Annotated in this window: 14 protein-coding genes and 1 riboswitch; all 14 genes read right to left on the bottom strand. The window is 28.7% G+C overall.

Going from position 1 to position 15,063, the window contains the following annotated elements; genetic code table 11:
* Nucleotides 1–5: 5 nt before the first annotated feature.
* Nucleotides 6–449: a peptide deformylase gene (gene def, locus AAT22_RS06150; RefSeq protein ID WP_047000594.1), complete on the bottom strand. Its 444-nt coding sequence runs from the start codon at nt 447–449 to the stop codon at nt 6–8.
* Between the two features lie 11 nt (nt 450–460).
* The gene (gene priA, locus AAT22_RS06145; protein WP_172655006.1) at nt 461–2,659 is read right to left on the bottom strand and encodes a primosomal protein N'; all 2,199 of its coding nucleotides are present in this window, start codon (nt 2,657–2,659) and stop codon (nt 461–463) included.
* Between the two features lie 55 nt (nt 2,660–2,714).
* Complete coding sequence (gene coaBC / locus AAT22_RS06140) at nt 2,715–3,914, bottom strand: bifunctional phosphopantothenoylcysteine decarboxylase/phosphopantothenate--cysteine ligase CoaBC (protein WP_016206425.1); 1,200 nt, start codon at nt 3,912–3,914, stop codon at nt 2,715–2,717.
* A gap of 2 nt (nt 3,915–3,916) precedes the next feature.
* The gene (rpoZ, locus tag AAT22_RS06135) at nt 3,917–4,141 is read right to left on the bottom strand and encodes a DNA-directed RNA polymerase subunit omega (protein WP_016206426.1); all 225 of its coding nucleotides are present in this window, start codon (nt 4,139–4,141) and stop codon (nt 3,917–3,919) included.
* Nucleotides 4,122–4,763, bottom strand: a complete 642-nt coding sequence (gmk, locus tag AAT22_RS06130) for a guanylate kinase (protein ID WP_016206427.1) — start codon at nt 4,761–4,763, stop codon at nt 4,122–4,124. The genes rpoZ and gmk overlap by 20 nt, the downstream gene beginning before the upstream one ends.
* The gene (locus AAT22_RS06125; RefSeq protein WP_008678315.1) at nt 4,763–5,032 is read right to left on the bottom strand and encodes a DUF370 domain-containing protein; all 270 of its coding nucleotides are present in this window, start codon (nt 5,030–5,032) and stop codon (nt 4,763–4,765) included. The genes gmk and AAT22_RS06125 overlap by 1 nt, the downstream gene beginning before the upstream one ends.
* A 14-nt stretch (nt 5,033–5,046) precedes the next feature.
* On the bottom strand, nt 5,047–5,928 hold the full coding sequence (locus AAT22_RS06120; RefSeq protein WP_016206428.1) for a YicC/YloC family endoribonuclease: 882 nt from the start codon (nt 5,926–5,928) through the stop codon (nt 5,047–5,049).
* Between the two features lie 200 nt (nt 5,929–6,128).
* A complete protein-coding gene (locus AAT22_RS06115; RefSeq protein ID WP_047000592.1) occupies nt 6,129–7,496 on the bottom strand; it encodes an NCS2 family permease in 1,368 nt (455 codons plus the stop codon).
* A gap of 98 nt (nt 7,497–7,594) precedes the next feature.
* Nucleotides 7,595–7,696: riboswitch (purine riboswitch) on the bottom strand.
* A gap of 57 nt (nt 7,697–7,753) precedes the next feature.
* Nucleotides 7,754–8,740 carry an asparaginase gene (locus AAT22_RS06110; protein ID WP_047000591.1) on the bottom strand — a complete coding sequence of 329 codons (987 nt, stop codon included), beginning with the start codon at nt 8,738–8,740 and terminating at the stop codon, nt 7,754–7,756.
* A gap of 217 nt (nt 8,741–8,957) precedes the next feature.
* Nucleotides 8,958–9,422 carry a PBECR2 nuclease fold domain-containing protein gene (locus tag AAT22_RS06105; protein WP_242849792.1) on the bottom strand — a complete coding sequence of 155 codons (465 nt, stop codon included), beginning with the start codon at nt 9,420–9,422 and terminating at the stop codon, nt 8,958–8,960.
* A 90-nt stretch (nt 9,423–9,512) separates the two neighbouring features.
* Nucleotides 9,513–10,991, bottom strand: a complete 1,479-nt coding sequence (gene spoIVA, locus AAT22_RS06100; protein ID WP_016206432.1) for a stage IV sporulation protein A — start codon at nt 10,989–10,991, stop codon at nt 9,513–9,515.
* Between the two features lie 247 nt (nt 10,992–11,238).
* A complete protein-coding gene (locus AAT22_RS06095) occupies nt 11,239–12,234 on the bottom strand; it encodes an NAD(P)H-dependent glycerol-3-phosphate dehydrogenase (RefSeq protein WP_047000590.1) in 996 nt (331 codons plus the stop codon).
* 2 nt (nt 12,235–12,236) lie between these two features.
* Nucleotides 12,237–13,553, bottom strand: coding sequence for a ribosome biogenesis GTPase Der (der, locus tag AAT22_RS06090; protein WP_047000589.1), 1,317 nt, complete (start codon nt 13,551–13,553; stop codon nt 12,237–12,239).
* Entirely contained in the window at nt 13,553–14,887 is a 1,335-nt protein-coding gene (locus AAT22_RS06085) for a DUF512 domain-containing protein (protein ID WP_047000588.1), read from the bottom strand. The genes der and AAT22_RS06085 overlap by 1 nt, the downstream gene beginning before the upstream one ends.
* Nucleotides 14,888–15,063 lie beyond the last annotated feature (176 nt).

The following is a 15,063-nucleotide window of genomic DNA, read 5'->3' as shown; positions in this document are numbered from 1 at the left end:
CTTAGTTATTTTAAATAATCTATAAATAAAGTACCATTTAGATGATCATTCTCGTGAAGTATAGCTCTTGCTAAAAGCTCTGTTGCTTCTAAGATGAACTCTTCTCCTTTTTCGTTTAGTGCTTTTACTTTTACATAGTTAGGTCTCTCAACATCTGCAGCTTCTCCAGGCACACTTAAACATCCTTCTTCACCAATTTGAGTCCCCGAAACCTCTAATATTTCTGGATTTATAAATACTCTTAATCCATAGTCATCATAAACATCTATAACAAATATTTTTTGAAGTATACCAACTTGAGGTGCTGCCAGCCCAACTCCATCAGCTTCATACATAGTATCCGCCATATCTTCAATTAATTTTATTGTTCTAGGTGTTATTTTAGTAACAGCCTTACATTTCTTTCTTAATGCTTCATCTCCATTTTGTCTTATATTTCTAATCGCCATTTTTCTACCTCCTAAGTCAAATTATTTGGATTAATATCAATAGTTGCTTTTACTTCATTATATACATTCTTATTTAATTGATAAAGTTTATCTTTAATTTTTTTACAAAAATCTAAAGATAATTCACCTTTAAACAAAATTTGCCATCTATAATTATCTTTAATCTTAGAAATGATACACGAAACTGGTCCTAACATTTCTACATTATTATATTCATCCTTTATTTTTTCAAAATTATCTTTTAATAACGCCATAAAATCCATTAATATTTTTTCATTTTTAGAAGAAGCATTTATTAATAGTATTTTACCAAAAGGAGGATAATACATCAAACCTCTTGCTGTAAATTCTTCATTATAAAATCCTTCATAATTATAACTTTTAGCATAATTTAAACTATAATGATCTGGATTATATGTTTGAACAATAACTTTCCCCTCTTTAGCTCCTCTCCCTGCTCTTCCTGCAACCTGTGTAACTATTTGAAATGTTCTCTCAGCAGATCTATAATCTGGTATGTTTATAGACATATCTGCAGCTAATATTCCAACTAATGTTACATTTTCAAAATCTAATCCTTTCGATATCATTTGGGTTCCTATAAGGATATCTCCCTTTCTATTTTTAAATAAATTATATATATCCTCATGGGCATTTTTACTTCTTGTAGTATCTACATCCATCCTTAGAACTCTAGCATCTTTAAAGTATTTTTTTACTTCTTCTTCAACACGTTCTGTTCCAGCTCCAAAATGCTTAACATATTTACTTTTACATTTTGGACAGATTTTTTGTTGCCTTTCAGTATACCCACAATAATGGCATATAAGATATCCATTTTTATGATACGTCATTGATATGTCACATTTGTGACATTTAAATACATACCCGCAACTTCTACAGGATACAAAAGTAGAAAAGCCTCTTCTATTCAAGAATAAAATTATTTGCTCTTTTCTGTATAAAGCTTCCTTAATTTCTGTAAAAAGCTTTCTGCTAAACATGGATATGTTTCCACTATTCAATTCTTCTCTCATATCTACTATATCCATTATAGGCATAGGCTTATTATCTACCCTATTATTAAGTTCTAATAATTCTATTTCACCTGTAATAGCTCTATAATAAGTTTCTATAGATGGTGTTGCTGAACCTAATATAACTTTACAGTCTTTAACTTCACTTAAAAATTCTGCTATTTCTCTTGTTACATATCTAGGATTTTGTTCTGATTTGTAAGTATTTTCATGTTCCTCATCTATTATTATTACACCTAGATTGGAAACTGGTAAAAATAATGCACTTCTCGCACCAATTATAACCTTCGCTTTACATTCTTTAACTCTATACCATTCATCATATCGCTCTCCATCTGATAGCTTACTATGAAATACTGCAACTTCTCTTCCAAATCTTCCTTTAAATCTTTCTATCATTTGTGGAGTTAGAGATATTTCTGGTACTAAAATTATTGCAGATTTTTCTTTTGAAATAGCTTCACTTACAAGCTTCATATAAATTTCTGTCTTTCCAGAACCAGTTACTCCCTTTAGTAAGAATATTTTTTTATTAGAATCTTTTATTTGGTTTAAAACCTTAATTTGATCTTCTGTAAGTTTTCTTTCACTGTATTCGATATATTTTTTATTATTATATCTATATACTATTTCTTCTTCTATTTTTAAATATCCATCACTTACTAATTTATTAATTTTATATAATGAGAATTTATATAAATTCACAAGTTCACTTTTATTAAATTTTCCATTATTATTTTTTATAAAGCTTATTATATCTTCATATTTATTTAAAATATCACTATCAATAAATTTATCTCCAATAGCTACAACCATTTTATACTTGTTCTTAGTTCCCTTTAATATTCCTTGTGGAATAAGAAGCTTTATAGCATCTATATACTTGCATAAATAACTTTCTCTTATAAAATGAATAAGCTTTAAATCATTTTCACTTAAAAGTGACTCTGCTGCTCCTATAGCTTTTATTTTCTTTATTCTAATCCCCTTTATTTCTTCCTCTTTTATAGACAATATAAATCCATCTACAAGAGAATTTTTAACTCCAAAAGGTACTTTTACCCATTGTCCTATCTTTATTTCATGTTTAAGTTCTTCTGGTATTTCATAAGTAAAGGGTTTATCTATATCTAAAGCATCACTATTTATAATGATTTCTGCATATTTTTTCAAATTCATCACCCTTTTATTAGGTTATATTAACTCTATAAATAGAAGAAAGCGCCCTTTAGCGCTTTCTTAATATAGTTTCAAAGATTTTAGATGCAACTTCTTTTTTACTCATCTTATCTAAATATATTTCTTCTCCATCTTTAGAAATAATGATAACTTTATTATCTTCACTTCCAAATCCGGTGTCAGCACTTGTAATATCATTTGCCACTATATAATCTAAATTCTTTTTTTGTAATTTATTCTTAGCATTCTCTATTATATTGTTACTTTCTGCTGCAAATCCAACAAGAACTTGATTATTTTTCTGTTCTCCTAATATCTTTAAAATATCGTTATCTCTTACAAAAGTTAAAACTAAATCCTCTTCGCTTTTCTTTATTTTTTCATTGCTATAGTTTTTAGCTTTATAATCTGCAACTGCTGCTGATTTAATAACAATATCGCTATTTTTAAAATTATCTAACATTGCATTTTTCATTTCTTCATTTGTAGTTACATTTATTACATTTATACCTGTAGGAGGGTTTATATTAGTTGGACCTGACACTAAAGTAACATTAGCTCCTCTAGCTTTAGCCTCCTCTGCAATATAATATCCCATTTTTCCTGTTGATCTATTTGTAATAAATCTAACTGGATCTATTTTGGAATGAGTTGGTCCCGCACTTATTAAAACATTTTTCCCTTGTAATTCCTTAGATTTATCTTGATTGTTAAGTACTTCTAAAACTCTTTCTACAATTGTATTTACATCTGCCAGCTTCCCTGTACCTATATCTCCACAAGCAAGTCTACCAGAAGCTGGTTCTATAAATTCATATCCATATTTTTTTAATTTTTCTATATTATCTTGAACGATCATGTTTTCATACATGTTAGTATTCATCGCTGGAGCAAAGATAACCTTTGCTCTAGTTGCCATAATAGTTGTAGATAACATATCATCAGATATTCCATTTGCAACTTTTCCAATTATATTTGCAGTAGCTGGTGCTACTAAAAAAACATCTGCTCTTTTAGCTAGTGATATATGTTGTATTTCAAAGGCTTTTGGTTCTGCAAACATATCTGTTACAACCATATTTTGACTTAATGATTGAAATGATAATGGAGTTACAAATTTAGTTGCAGATTCAGTCATAATAACTCTTACATCAATATCTTTCTTCTTTAAAGCACTTATGATATCTAAAGCTTTATAAACTGCAATTCCTCCACTTACGCCTATGCATACACACTTTTTATTATTCATAATTATTTTAAACCTTCTTTTGTAGGTATAGCTTCATATCCTACTTCACCTTCATTAACTTCATTAATAGCAATAGTTAAAGGTTTTTTAGATTTAGTTGCAACTAATGGTTCGCTTCCATCTATTATTTGTCTTGCTCTTTTTGAAGTAACTATTACTAGTGAATATCTGTCATCTACCTTTTTAAGTAAATCCATTATTGATGGATTAATCATAGAGTTGTTCATGAATTAAGCCCTCCTTGGAATCTAAAATTGTATTTTCTTTTATTCTATCAACTCTGCATTTTTCTGCTGCTATAATTGATTCTACTTTTGATACAGCTAGATCTAAAGTATCATTTACTACAGCATAATTATATTTTGAAACATAATTAATTTCTTTATATGCATTTTTAAATCTAGTCATTAATGATTCTTCTGTTTCGCTGCCTCTTTTTATAATTCTTTGTTTTAATTCTTCCATTGATGGTGGAAGAATAAATATAAATACTCCTTCACTAAAGTTTTCTTTTACTTGTAGAGCTCCTTGAATATCTATTTCTAGAATAACATCCTTTCCTTCTTCAAGCATTTTTTCCACATTTACTTTTGGAGTACCATAAAAATTTCCATGGACATTAGCATATTCTAAAAATCCATTTTTTTCAACTTTTTCTTTAAATACTTCTTTGGATAAAAAGTAATAATTTACGCCATCTACTTCTCCATTTCTTGGAGATCTTGTTGTAGCTGAAACTGAAATATATATATTTTTATGCTTTTCTAATAAAGCCTTACAAATAGTACCTTTTCCAGCTCCCGAAGGTCCTGAAATAACTATTAAAACACCTCTATTATTACTCTGCATTATTCATCTACCTCATCTACAGCTTCATCTTTTGCTACAAGCCTATGAGCTACGGTTTCTGGTTGAACTGCTGATAATATGACATGATCACTATCTGTTATTATAACAGCTCTTGTTCTTCTTCCATAAGTTGCATCTATAAGCATACCTCTATCTCTAGCTTCTTGTATTATTCTCTTTATAGGTGCTGACTCTGGACTTACAATAGCAACAAGTCTATTTGCAGAAACTATATTACCAAATCCAATATTAATTAACTTTATACCCATTGTTCTCCTCCTATTTACTCTATATTTTGTGATTGTTCTCTTATTTTTTCTATTAAGTTTTTTATGTTAATGACATAATTTGTCATATTCATATCGTTAGATTTAGAAGCAATTGTATTAGCTTCTCTATTCATCTCTTGAATTATAAAATCAAGTTTTCTTCCAATTTGTCCGTCTTCTTTAAAAGTTTTTCTCATTTGATTTAAATGACTTTTAAGTCTTGTAATTTCCTCATCTACCGCTGACTTATCTGCAATTATAGCTATCTCTTGTGCTATTCTCACTTCATCTATTTCTATTCCTTCAAGTAAATCTTTAAGCTTAACCTCTAATTTCTTTTTATATGCAATTGGAACAGTATATGCTATATTTTCTATATTGTGTACTAAACTTTCTATTTCAATTAATTTTTGAAGAATATCTTCCTTAAGCTTTTCTCCTTCAATTATTCTCATATTATTCATCATTTCTAATGATGAATTTATAAGAGGTTTAATAACTTTCCAAATTTCGTCTATTGAATCTTCTTCTTCTATAATCGTTATGACATCAGGAAATCTAGCAATTTGAGTTGCTGTTATATCATTTTTTATATTTAGATTTTCTTCTATTTCTCTTAAACAGTTATAATAACTTTCTGCAAGTCTTAAATTTAATTTAGCTATTCCATCTCCGCTACTATAACTTTTTTGATTAATAAATACATCTACTTTTCCTCTTGATAGTTTTGAATTTATTAATCTTCTAATTTCTTCTTCTAAAGAAATTATACTTTTGGGTAATCTTACATTTAAATCTAAATACCTGCTATTTACACTTTTCATTTCCACTGAAAATAAAAATTTATTTCCTTCTTCACTACTAGCTCTGCCAAAGCTAGTCATACTTTTAACCATATATGCCTCCAAAGTTTATATTATATTAAAAATACAAGAACATTTTAATATTAATTTATATTTTACTTAATTGTCAATAATTTGTTTACAAATTATTAACATTTGTTTTTTTATTAATTTATAATTTAAAAAAAGAAGTAGAATATTCTACTTCCTTCTTAGGATTTACTAATACGAAAAGAGTTACCTTTCTGTATAATTTATATAAATGCTAACTTAATTATAAATAATATTGCAAGTAATATCATAACTATAGATACATTAGTCCTATCTTTTTTCTCTTTACAGAATAGATTATATACTAAATTAATTACTACATATGATAATATTCCAATAGTTAAACCATCACCAATACTATATGTTAAAGCCATAGTTGTTATTGTTAAAAATGCTGGTACACCTTCTGTTATATTATCAAATTTAATATCCTTTACAGCTCCAAGCATTAAATATCCTACATAAATTAATGCTGGTGCAGTTGCACATGATGGTATTGCTATGAATATTGGTGAAAAGAACATTGCTACTAAGAATAATATTCCTGTTGTAATTGCTGTATATCCTGTTCTTCCCCCGGCTGCAACACCAGTTGAACTTTCTACATATGTTGTAACAGTTGAAACACCTAATATTGCTCCTATAGTAGTCCCAATCGCATCTACTAATAAAGCTTTTCCCGCATTTGGTACATTGCCATTTTCATCTAACATATTTGCTCTTGAGCAAACTCCTACTAAAGTTCCAACTGTATCAAAGAAATCTACAAACAAGAAAGTACAAACAACAACTATTAAATTACGCGCACTATCCATATTTAAGAACTGACTGAAGTCTAATTTACCTGCTATTGGAGTAATACTTTCAAATTTAAATAATCCTTCTGGCAAATAAATACCTAAATTAGTTGCTGCTTCTGGATTTATTAATGCATATCCCCAAGCCAATAAAGTGCTAGTTAATATACCAAATAATATAGATCCTTTTATTTTCCTCTTGTCTAATACTGCTATTATAACAACTCCAACTAATGCAATAATAACTGTTGGTGAAAAATGGCCCATTTTAACTAGTGTTGCATCATCCTTTATTACTAATCCTGCTCCTACCATACCTATAAATGCTATAAAAATACCAATACCTGCAGTAACCGCATGTTTCATTGTCATTGGTATTGCATTTACAACAGCTTCTCTTACCTTAAATAATGATAATAATATAAATATAATACCTTCTATAAATACTGCTGTTAAAGCTGTTTCCCATGATACTCCCATTCCTATAACAACTGAAAAAGCGAAAAATGCGTTAAGTCCCATACCTGAAGCTAATGCAAAAGGTAAATTTGCAAGTACCCCCATCAATATACAAGCTATTGCTGCTGCTAGACATGTAGATGTAACTAAAGCTCCAGCTGGCATTCCTGTTGCTGATAATATATTAGGATTTACTGCAATTATATAAGCCATAGTTAAAAAAGTAGTAATCCCAGCCACTATCTCTCTTTTAAGATTTACATTTTTGTTTCCTAGTATCGGTAATAGTCCTTGTCCTTGTGATAAGCTTTTCATTTTTAAACCCCCTAATTTTTTATAAAAAAAAGCTGCATGAATTATTAAGCAGATAACTCATAGCAGCTTTTTAATAAATACTAACAATTATATAGTAAATTAATTAGTATTAAACTCATAGTCAAGATGTTTACGGTATCCTGGTAGAAACTTATGACCCTTATTGTCAATATTATATGAGCTACTTATCTTACGAACATTATTATACATTTTAAAATATAGTTTGTCAATATAAACGTATTAAATTGTTTGTAAGTCTACATAATATTCGTATTGTTTTTAAAAGATTCCCTTATATCAATTCTTTTACTGCTTGAAAGTGCTACTATTAATTTAATCCTTGCTTTTTGTCCTGGCATACTTTCCTCAAAAAATACACCTAAGTCTTTAAGCATTTTCCCTCCACCTTCATATCCATAAGATTCATATACCCTTCCCTCAAAGCATCTAGAAACGATGACAACAGGTATATTATTATTTAAAGCTCTTTTTATTCCAGCTACCATAGAAGGTGGAACATTTCCTCTTCCTAAAGCTTCTATAACAATTCCTTTATAACCTTTATCTATAAAATAATTTATGTAATCCGAACTCATTCCTACCACACATTTTATTAATGCAACCTCATCATTTATACTTTCTACATAATAAACCTTATGTTTTTTAGTCTTTCTATAAAATAACACCTTATTATTATCTACTATTCCTATTGGGCCAAAGTTTGGAGTTTTAAAAGCATTAAGTGCCATTGAATTTGCTTTAGTAACATCTGCTGCTGAATTTAATTCCCCATTAAAACAAACTAATACACCTCTACCTTTAGCTTCTTCTGAAATTGCCGTACATATTGAAGTTGCTAAATTAAATGGACCATCATATCCAAGTTCTGAACTGCTTCTCATAGCACCTGTTACAACTATTACCTTTTCTGTATCTATAGTTAAATCTAAGAAGTACGCCGTTTCTTCTAAGGTATCTGTCCCATGAGTTAATACAACTCCATCTATATCTTCTCTATCTACTAAAGATTTTATAAATTTACTAAGTTCTAGCATGTTTTGTATTGTAATATGTGGAGATGGTTTACTAGAAAAGCTATGAGATTCTATCTCTGCAAATTCTTCTATTCCAGTTACCATTGACATTATTTCTTCTCCAGTTAAACTTGGAACAGCTGCTTTTATTCTTTCATCTACTTTCATAGAAATTGTTCCTCCATTAAAGACTACTGCTACCTTTTTCATATTTTCCCTCCTAAAATTAATTAAAAAATAAAAACCCTTGGATAAACCAAAAGTTTAAAAAATTTAAATCTAAATTAGATTATTGGTAGGTCGGCGTATCCTACATCTCTTATTACTGAAATTCAGCGTATGAGGAGCCCTTTCTCACCTCAATAATCTATTAATTTTATGCCAATATACATATTATAGCTTTTATACAAAAATGTTTCAACTTTTATTATTTCCATTTTATTAATTTTCCTCTATATAGTCTATTGTTTATTTTACCTTCACTTATAGGATACATTGTTGAAACATATATATAATCCCTTTTGCTATCTATATCTATACCTATTAGTATATTCGTCTCTGCCTTTTTTATTAATTCGATATGAATCCCTTTTTCAGTTAGCTTATATACCCCTATATAGTCTGGATCTTCAATTATATTTCTCATATATTCTATTAGATTCCCAACTATTTTTTTACTCAACTGTTTTCCATGTCTTTTTTTAATATGCTTTAATACCCCTGGGGAGGCATAGATGGTACCTGTAAATTTTACCCCTAAGTTTTCTGCCATTCTTTCTTTAAAATATCCTACTCTCTTATAGGTACAAAATCTGTCTTCCATAATATCCCTCAATTCTGTATAGTGTATATGAGCTTTATTTTTAAAAGATCTTACTAATATATTATTCATTAGTATTGTTTTAATTTACAAATATAATGTAAATGTACTATTTATTTTATAAAGAAAAAGGTCAGTCTACAATAAGACTAACCTCTTTCTTTATAAGATAATGCAGATTAACCCTCCACTACCTTCATTTATTATCTTTTGAAGTGTTTTCTGAATTTTAACTTGTACATCATCAGGCATTTTATATAATTTATTTTGTAATCCTTCTTTTATCAACACTTCCAAAGGTTTACCAAACATATTACTTTGCCATAAAGATGCTGGATCCTTATCAAATTGCTCCATTAGTGATTTTACTAATTCTTCACTTTCTTTTTCTGATCCCATTATAGGACTTATTTCAGTTTTTATATTAGCTTTTATAAAGTGAAGTGATGGGGCAGATGCTTTTAGCTTCACACCAAACTTGGTTCCTTGCTTAACCATTTCAGGCTCTTCAAATTTCATTTCTGATAACTGTGGTGCAACTAATCCGTAACCAGTTTCTCTTACATCAATTAGTGCATCCTTTACTTTATCATATTCTTTTTTGGCAAAATTTAATTCTTTTATTAAAGATAATAAATCACTTTCTGATTGAACATCTAAATCACAAATTTCACTTAGTATGTTATAGAAAATTCCATCTTTAGGTTTCATAGTAATAATTGCCTTACCTTCTCCCAAATCCACTGAACTCATTTCTGTTGGAGATAAATTTTCTTCTTCTTTTAATAAATTTAATGTAGTTTTAATATCTCTAACCTTACTTATGTTTTCGCACATTCCTTTTATTATATTAAAGAAATTCTTTTTTAACCAATGTTCAGTCTCTAATTTTTCAACCCAACTTGGCATATTTATATTAATTTCTTTTACTGGGAATTCTTTAAGTACATGTTTAAATATATTTTCTACATCACTTTCATTCATATTAGCCACATCCATAACTTGAACTGTAACATCATATTTTTCTTCTAAATTTTTTTTCATCGCTCTTGTTTCTGGAGCATTAACATATTTCGTATTAAGTACAACTATGAAAGGCTTATTTATAGCCTTTAATTCATCTATTACTCTTTCTTCTGCTTCTAAGTACTCATCTCTTTCTATCCCTGTAATACTTCCATCTGTTGTAACTACAAGGCCTATGGTAGAATGATCCGTTATAACTTTTCTAGTTCCTATTTCTGCTGCATCTTCAAAAGGTATTTCGTAATCGTACCATGGAGTATTTACCATTTTAGCTTCTTCTCCATCCATATATCCTACTGCACCTTTTACAATATAACCAACACAATCAACCATTCTAACCTTAAATTTTATGTCTTCATCGATAGTTATTTCTACAGCTTCATTTGGAACAAACTTAGGCTCTGTTGTGTGAATACTTTTTCCTGATCCACTTTGAGGTAATTCATCTTTTGCTCTTTCCTTTTTATAATTATTATCAATCTTTGGTATTACCATAAGGTCCATAAACTTCTTTATAAATGTTGATTTACCTGTTCTAACTGGTCCAACAACACCTACATATATGTCCCCTTGTGTTCTTTCAGCTATATCCTTGTATATATTAAAGCTGTCCACGGTGTACCCTCCTATTTATTTTTAACACTATATATATATTCAAGGATATAAAAAAATATACAGTTTTTTAAAATTTTTAAAGATTCCTCGAAGTACATATATAATAATATATTAATTTCATTTTAATAATATTACTATATATAGTTAAAATGATAAAAGGATCGGTGCTAAAATGAAAATTTAATTAATAAAAAAAGAAAAAAGCTCCCTTAGGAGCTTTTAAAATAAATTAAATCAATACTTATTTTTAGTATATTTCACTTTTTCTTTCTCTTTCCATTAAATCTATTACTGCATCTTTAGGATTCTTTTCTTCAAATAATATTTTATACAAAACATCTGTTATAGGCATTTCAATATTTAATTTTTCTTTTAACTCATAGAAGGCTCTACATGCTTTAATTCCTTCTACTACCATTCCTACTTCTTTTATAGCTTCGTCAGTTGTTTTTCCTGTACCTATTAAATAACCTGCTTTTCTATTTCTAGAATGAAGACTAGTACAAGTAACTATTAAATCTCCCATACCAGTAAGTCCAAGGAAAGTTTCAGCTTTACCACCAAGCTTAACTCCTATCCTAACGATTTCAGCCATACCTCTTGTCATAAGTGCTGCTTTTGAATTATCCCCATATCCAATTCCATCACAAACTCCTGCTGCCAATGCAATTATATTTTTAACTGCACCACCAATTTCAACGCCTATCAAATCTTCATTAGTATAAACCCTAAAATTGATACTTATAAATAAATCTTGAACTTTTTTAGCTGCATCTAAATGATGTGAAGCTACTACTACAGTTGTTGGAATATCAAAAGCTACTTCTTCAGCATGACTAGGCCCGGATAAAATTACCACTTTATTATTTGGTAATTCCTCTTCTATAACTTGAGATAATCTTAAATTGCTTCCTTCTTCAATTCCTTTAGCTATACTTATAATTATAACATCTTTTTTTATCTTATTTTTTAATGATTTTGCTACTACTCTTATAGCATGTGAAGGTACAGCTAAAACTATAAACTCTGTATTTTCTATAGCTTCATCTAAATTAATATAAGCAGTGACATTTTCAGGTATATGTAAATCTTTAATATATCTATCATTTCTTCTATTTATATTAATATCATTAACTGTATTTTTTTCTCTATCATATATACCAACCTTATTACCTTTATTAGCCAACAGTATTCCTAGCGCAGTACCAAAACTACCTCCTCCTAAAAAGGTCACATTACTCATTATTATTCCTTCCTTTCTCTATATTCTATTTGGATACCAGTTCCACTAAAATCAAAACTTTCCCTTAATTGATTTTCAAGATATCTTTCGTAAGAAAAATGTGATGCACTTGAATCATTAACAAAGAATATAAACTTCGGTGGTTTTGATGCAACTTGAGTTGCATAATAAATCTTCATCCTTTTAAGACCTACTATTGGTGGTTCTTTCATAAGAACAGCTTTATTTATAACTTCATTTAATATTCCAGTAGGTATTCTCTTTGAATAATTATCATAACATTCTCTTGCTATTTCTAAAACCTTATGTGCTCTTTGACCAGTTTTTGCAGATATAAATAAGTATTTTGCATACTTTAAAAACTTAAGACTCATTTGTAAATCTTCTTTATATCTTTGCATAGTTTTATCATCTTTTTCGATCAAGTCCCACTTGTTAACTATAACCATAATAGCTTTGTTCATTTCATGAGCATAACCTATTATTTTTTCGTCTTGTTCAGTTACTCCTTCAGTAGCATCAATCATTAATATACATACATCTGCTCTTTCTATTGCAGTATATGTTCTGATTACAGAGTATCTTTCTATTTCTTCCTTAACTTTACTTTTTCTCCTAAGTCCTGCTGTATCTACTAAAATAAATTTTCCATGTTCAGTTTCTAATGTACTATCTATGGAATCCCTTGTTGTTCCAGGTATATCCGAAACTATTAATCTTTCTTCTCCAAGCAGTCTATTTATTAATGATGATTTACCAACATTAGGTTTTCCTATCATTGCTATTCTAATAAAATCATCTTCTTCATCTTCTTCATTATACTTATCAAAATTTTCAACTATTCTATCTAGCATATCTCCTAGTCCTAATCCTTGAGATGCTGATATCGTTACTGGATCTCCAATTCCTAAATTATAAAATTCCCAAGCATTTTCTTCTTCTTTCAAAGAATCAACTTTATTAACAACTAAAACAACTTCTTTTTTACTTTTTCTAAGCATACTTGCAACTTCATGGTCAGCAGGAGTTAATCCTTCTTTTCCATCAACAACAAACACTATAACATCAGCTGTTTCAATAGCTATATTTGCTTGTCTTCTCATTTGCTTAACTATTATGTCTTCTCTTTCAGGTTCTATACCACCAGTATCTATCATTGTAAAGTTGTACTTAAGCCATTCAGCTTGAGCATATACTCTATCTCTTGTAACTCCTGGTGTATCCTGAACTATAGATATTCTATGTCCTGCCAATCTATTGAATAAAGTGGATTTACCTACATTTGGTCTTCCAACTATAGCAACTATCGGTTTACCCATTATTTTTCCTCCTCACAATTTTCATTTATTATATCAATAAGGTCATCTCCTGTATAATCACAAACTATAACCTTAATTCCAAGGGCTTTTTCTAAATCTTCTATTCTTAAATCATCCAACATAATCATATCTGCTGGGCCAAGTTCATATCCTTTTCTAAACATATTACTTGGCATAATTAAATAATCTGTTTCTATTTTTCCTTTTAATTGATCTATTATATCAGTCCCAGTTAAAAGTCCTGCTACTGTTATAGTATTTCCAAAGAAATTATTAATAATTTTATATACATCAATCTTGATATTTGGGTTATGTCTTTTTATATTGTTTGCACATTTTTTTATTTCTTCATATGCAAGTTCCCCAGTAACCATTGAAAAACTACCCTTACAGTTTTTATCTAGGAATTCTAAGGAGTTTTGAGTAACTTCCCTAAAATATCTTATCATTCCTACACCATCTTCTAGTTGTTCATATTCTGAGTAAAATTCATCATTTGGAACATCTAAACCTGCTACTAAATAAAATTCATCAGATAATCTCACAAAAGGAGTACCTGTTTCTTCTACAAATCTTCTTTGAAGATCTTGTACCATCATAATTTCATTTTTTGCAGTTTCATTTGTAAATGTATCTACATGTGGAAGATTTTCTCTAAACTTAGTTATGCCTATAGGTACAACTGCTATATTCTTTACATATGGATGCAGTTCATATAAATCAATAATAGTTTTTCTTAATTCTTCACCATTATTTACATTAGGTATGCATACTATTTGTGCATGCATTACAATTTCTGCATCTCTTAACTTTTTAAGTCTTTCCATTATGCTTCCTGCAAATCTATTTTTTAGCATTTTTACTCTTAATTCTGGATTAGTAGTATGTACAGAAATGTTTATAGGACTTATTTTATATCTTATTATTCTATCGATATCTTCGTCCTTCATATTTGTTAACGTAACAAAGTTTCCTTGTAAAAAGGATAATCTTGAATCATCATCTTTGAAATATAATGTATTTCTCATACCTTTTGGAAGTTGATCAATAAAGCAAAACATACAATTATTTGAACATCTTTTAGCTTTATCCATTATTCCACCATCAAATTCAATACCTAAATCTTCTCCATATTCCTTTTCAATTTCATATTCCCAAACTTCTCCATCAGGTTTTTCAATTTCTAGAAGTACTTCTTCATCTGCTGCTAAAAATTTATAATCTATGATATCATCTATGGGTGTACCATTAATTGATATTAATACATCATTAACCTCTATTCCAACCTCTTCTGCAATACTTCCAAGGTCTACCTTTTTAATTAGATTTTTCATTTTTTCACCTCAATATTTTAAAAAGTATCTTTATATTATGTCATTTTATATAATAATTTTCCCCATATATAAACGAAATTATCTAAGATTCTTATTTATTAAGTTCTTTATATTTAAGTTGTTACCTTTTTTACATTAAATCGCAATTCACCTAATTATAATCATCACTTGATGTT

It is taken from the genome of Clostridium sp. C8 (assembly GCF_001010885.1).
GTDB classification, from domain to species: Bacteria; Bacillota; Clostridia; order Clostridiales; family Clostridiaceae; genus Clostridium; species Clostridium sartagoforme.
This window is presented reverse-complemented; position numbering and strand designations above follow the sequence as displayed.

Excerpts from the sequence above, each read along its gene's own strand:
- der (WP_047000589.1), bottom strand. The coding sequence starts at position 13,553 with ATGGGTAAACCGATAGTTGCTATAGTTGGAAGACCAAATGTAGGTAAA.
- AAT22_RS06085 (WP_047000588.1), bottom strand. The coding sequence starts at position 14,887 with ATGAAAAATCTAATTAAAAAGGTAGACCTTGGAAGTATTGCAGAAGAG.
- AAT22_RS06095 (WP_047000590.1), bottom strand. The coding sequence starts at position 12,234 with ATGAGTAATGTGACCTTTTTAGGAGGAGGTAGTTTTGGTACTGCGCTA.
- gmk (WP_016206427.1), bottom strand. The coding sequence starts at position 4,763 with ATGCAGAGTAATAATAGAGGTGTTTTAATAGTTATTTCAGGACCTTCG.
- AAT22_RS06115 (WP_047000592.1), bottom strand. The coding sequence starts at position 7,496 with ATGAAAAGCTTATCACAAGGACAAGGACTATTACCGATACTAGGAAAC.
- AAT22_RS06110 (WP_047000591.1), bottom strand. The coding sequence starts at position 8,740 with ATGAAAAAGGTAGCAGTAGTCTTTAATGGAGGAACAATTTCTATGAAA.
- AAT22_RS06120 (WP_016206428.1), bottom strand. The coding sequence starts at position 5,928 with ATGGTTAAAAGTATGACTAGCTTTGGCAGAGCTAGTAGTGAAGAAGGA.
- coaBC (WP_016206425.1), bottom strand. The coding sequence starts at position 3,914 with ATGAATAATAAAAAGTGTGTATGCATAGGCGTAAGTGGAGGAATTGCA.
- def (WP_047000594.1), bottom strand. The coding sequence starts at position 449 with ATGGCGATTAGAAATATAAGACAAAATGGAGATGAAGCATTAAGAAAG.
- rpoZ (WP_016206426.1), bottom strand. The coding sequence starts at position 4,141 with ATGAACAACTCTATGATTAATCCATCAATAATGGATTTACTTAAAAAG.
- AAT22_RS06105 (WP_242849792.1), bottom strand. The coding sequence starts at position 9,422 with ATGAATAATATATTAGTAAGATCTTTTAAAAATAAAGCTCATATACAC.
- AAT22_RS06125 (WP_008678315.1), bottom strand. The coding sequence starts at position 5,032 with ATGGGTATAAAGTTAATTAATATTGGATTTGGTAATATAGTTTCTGCA.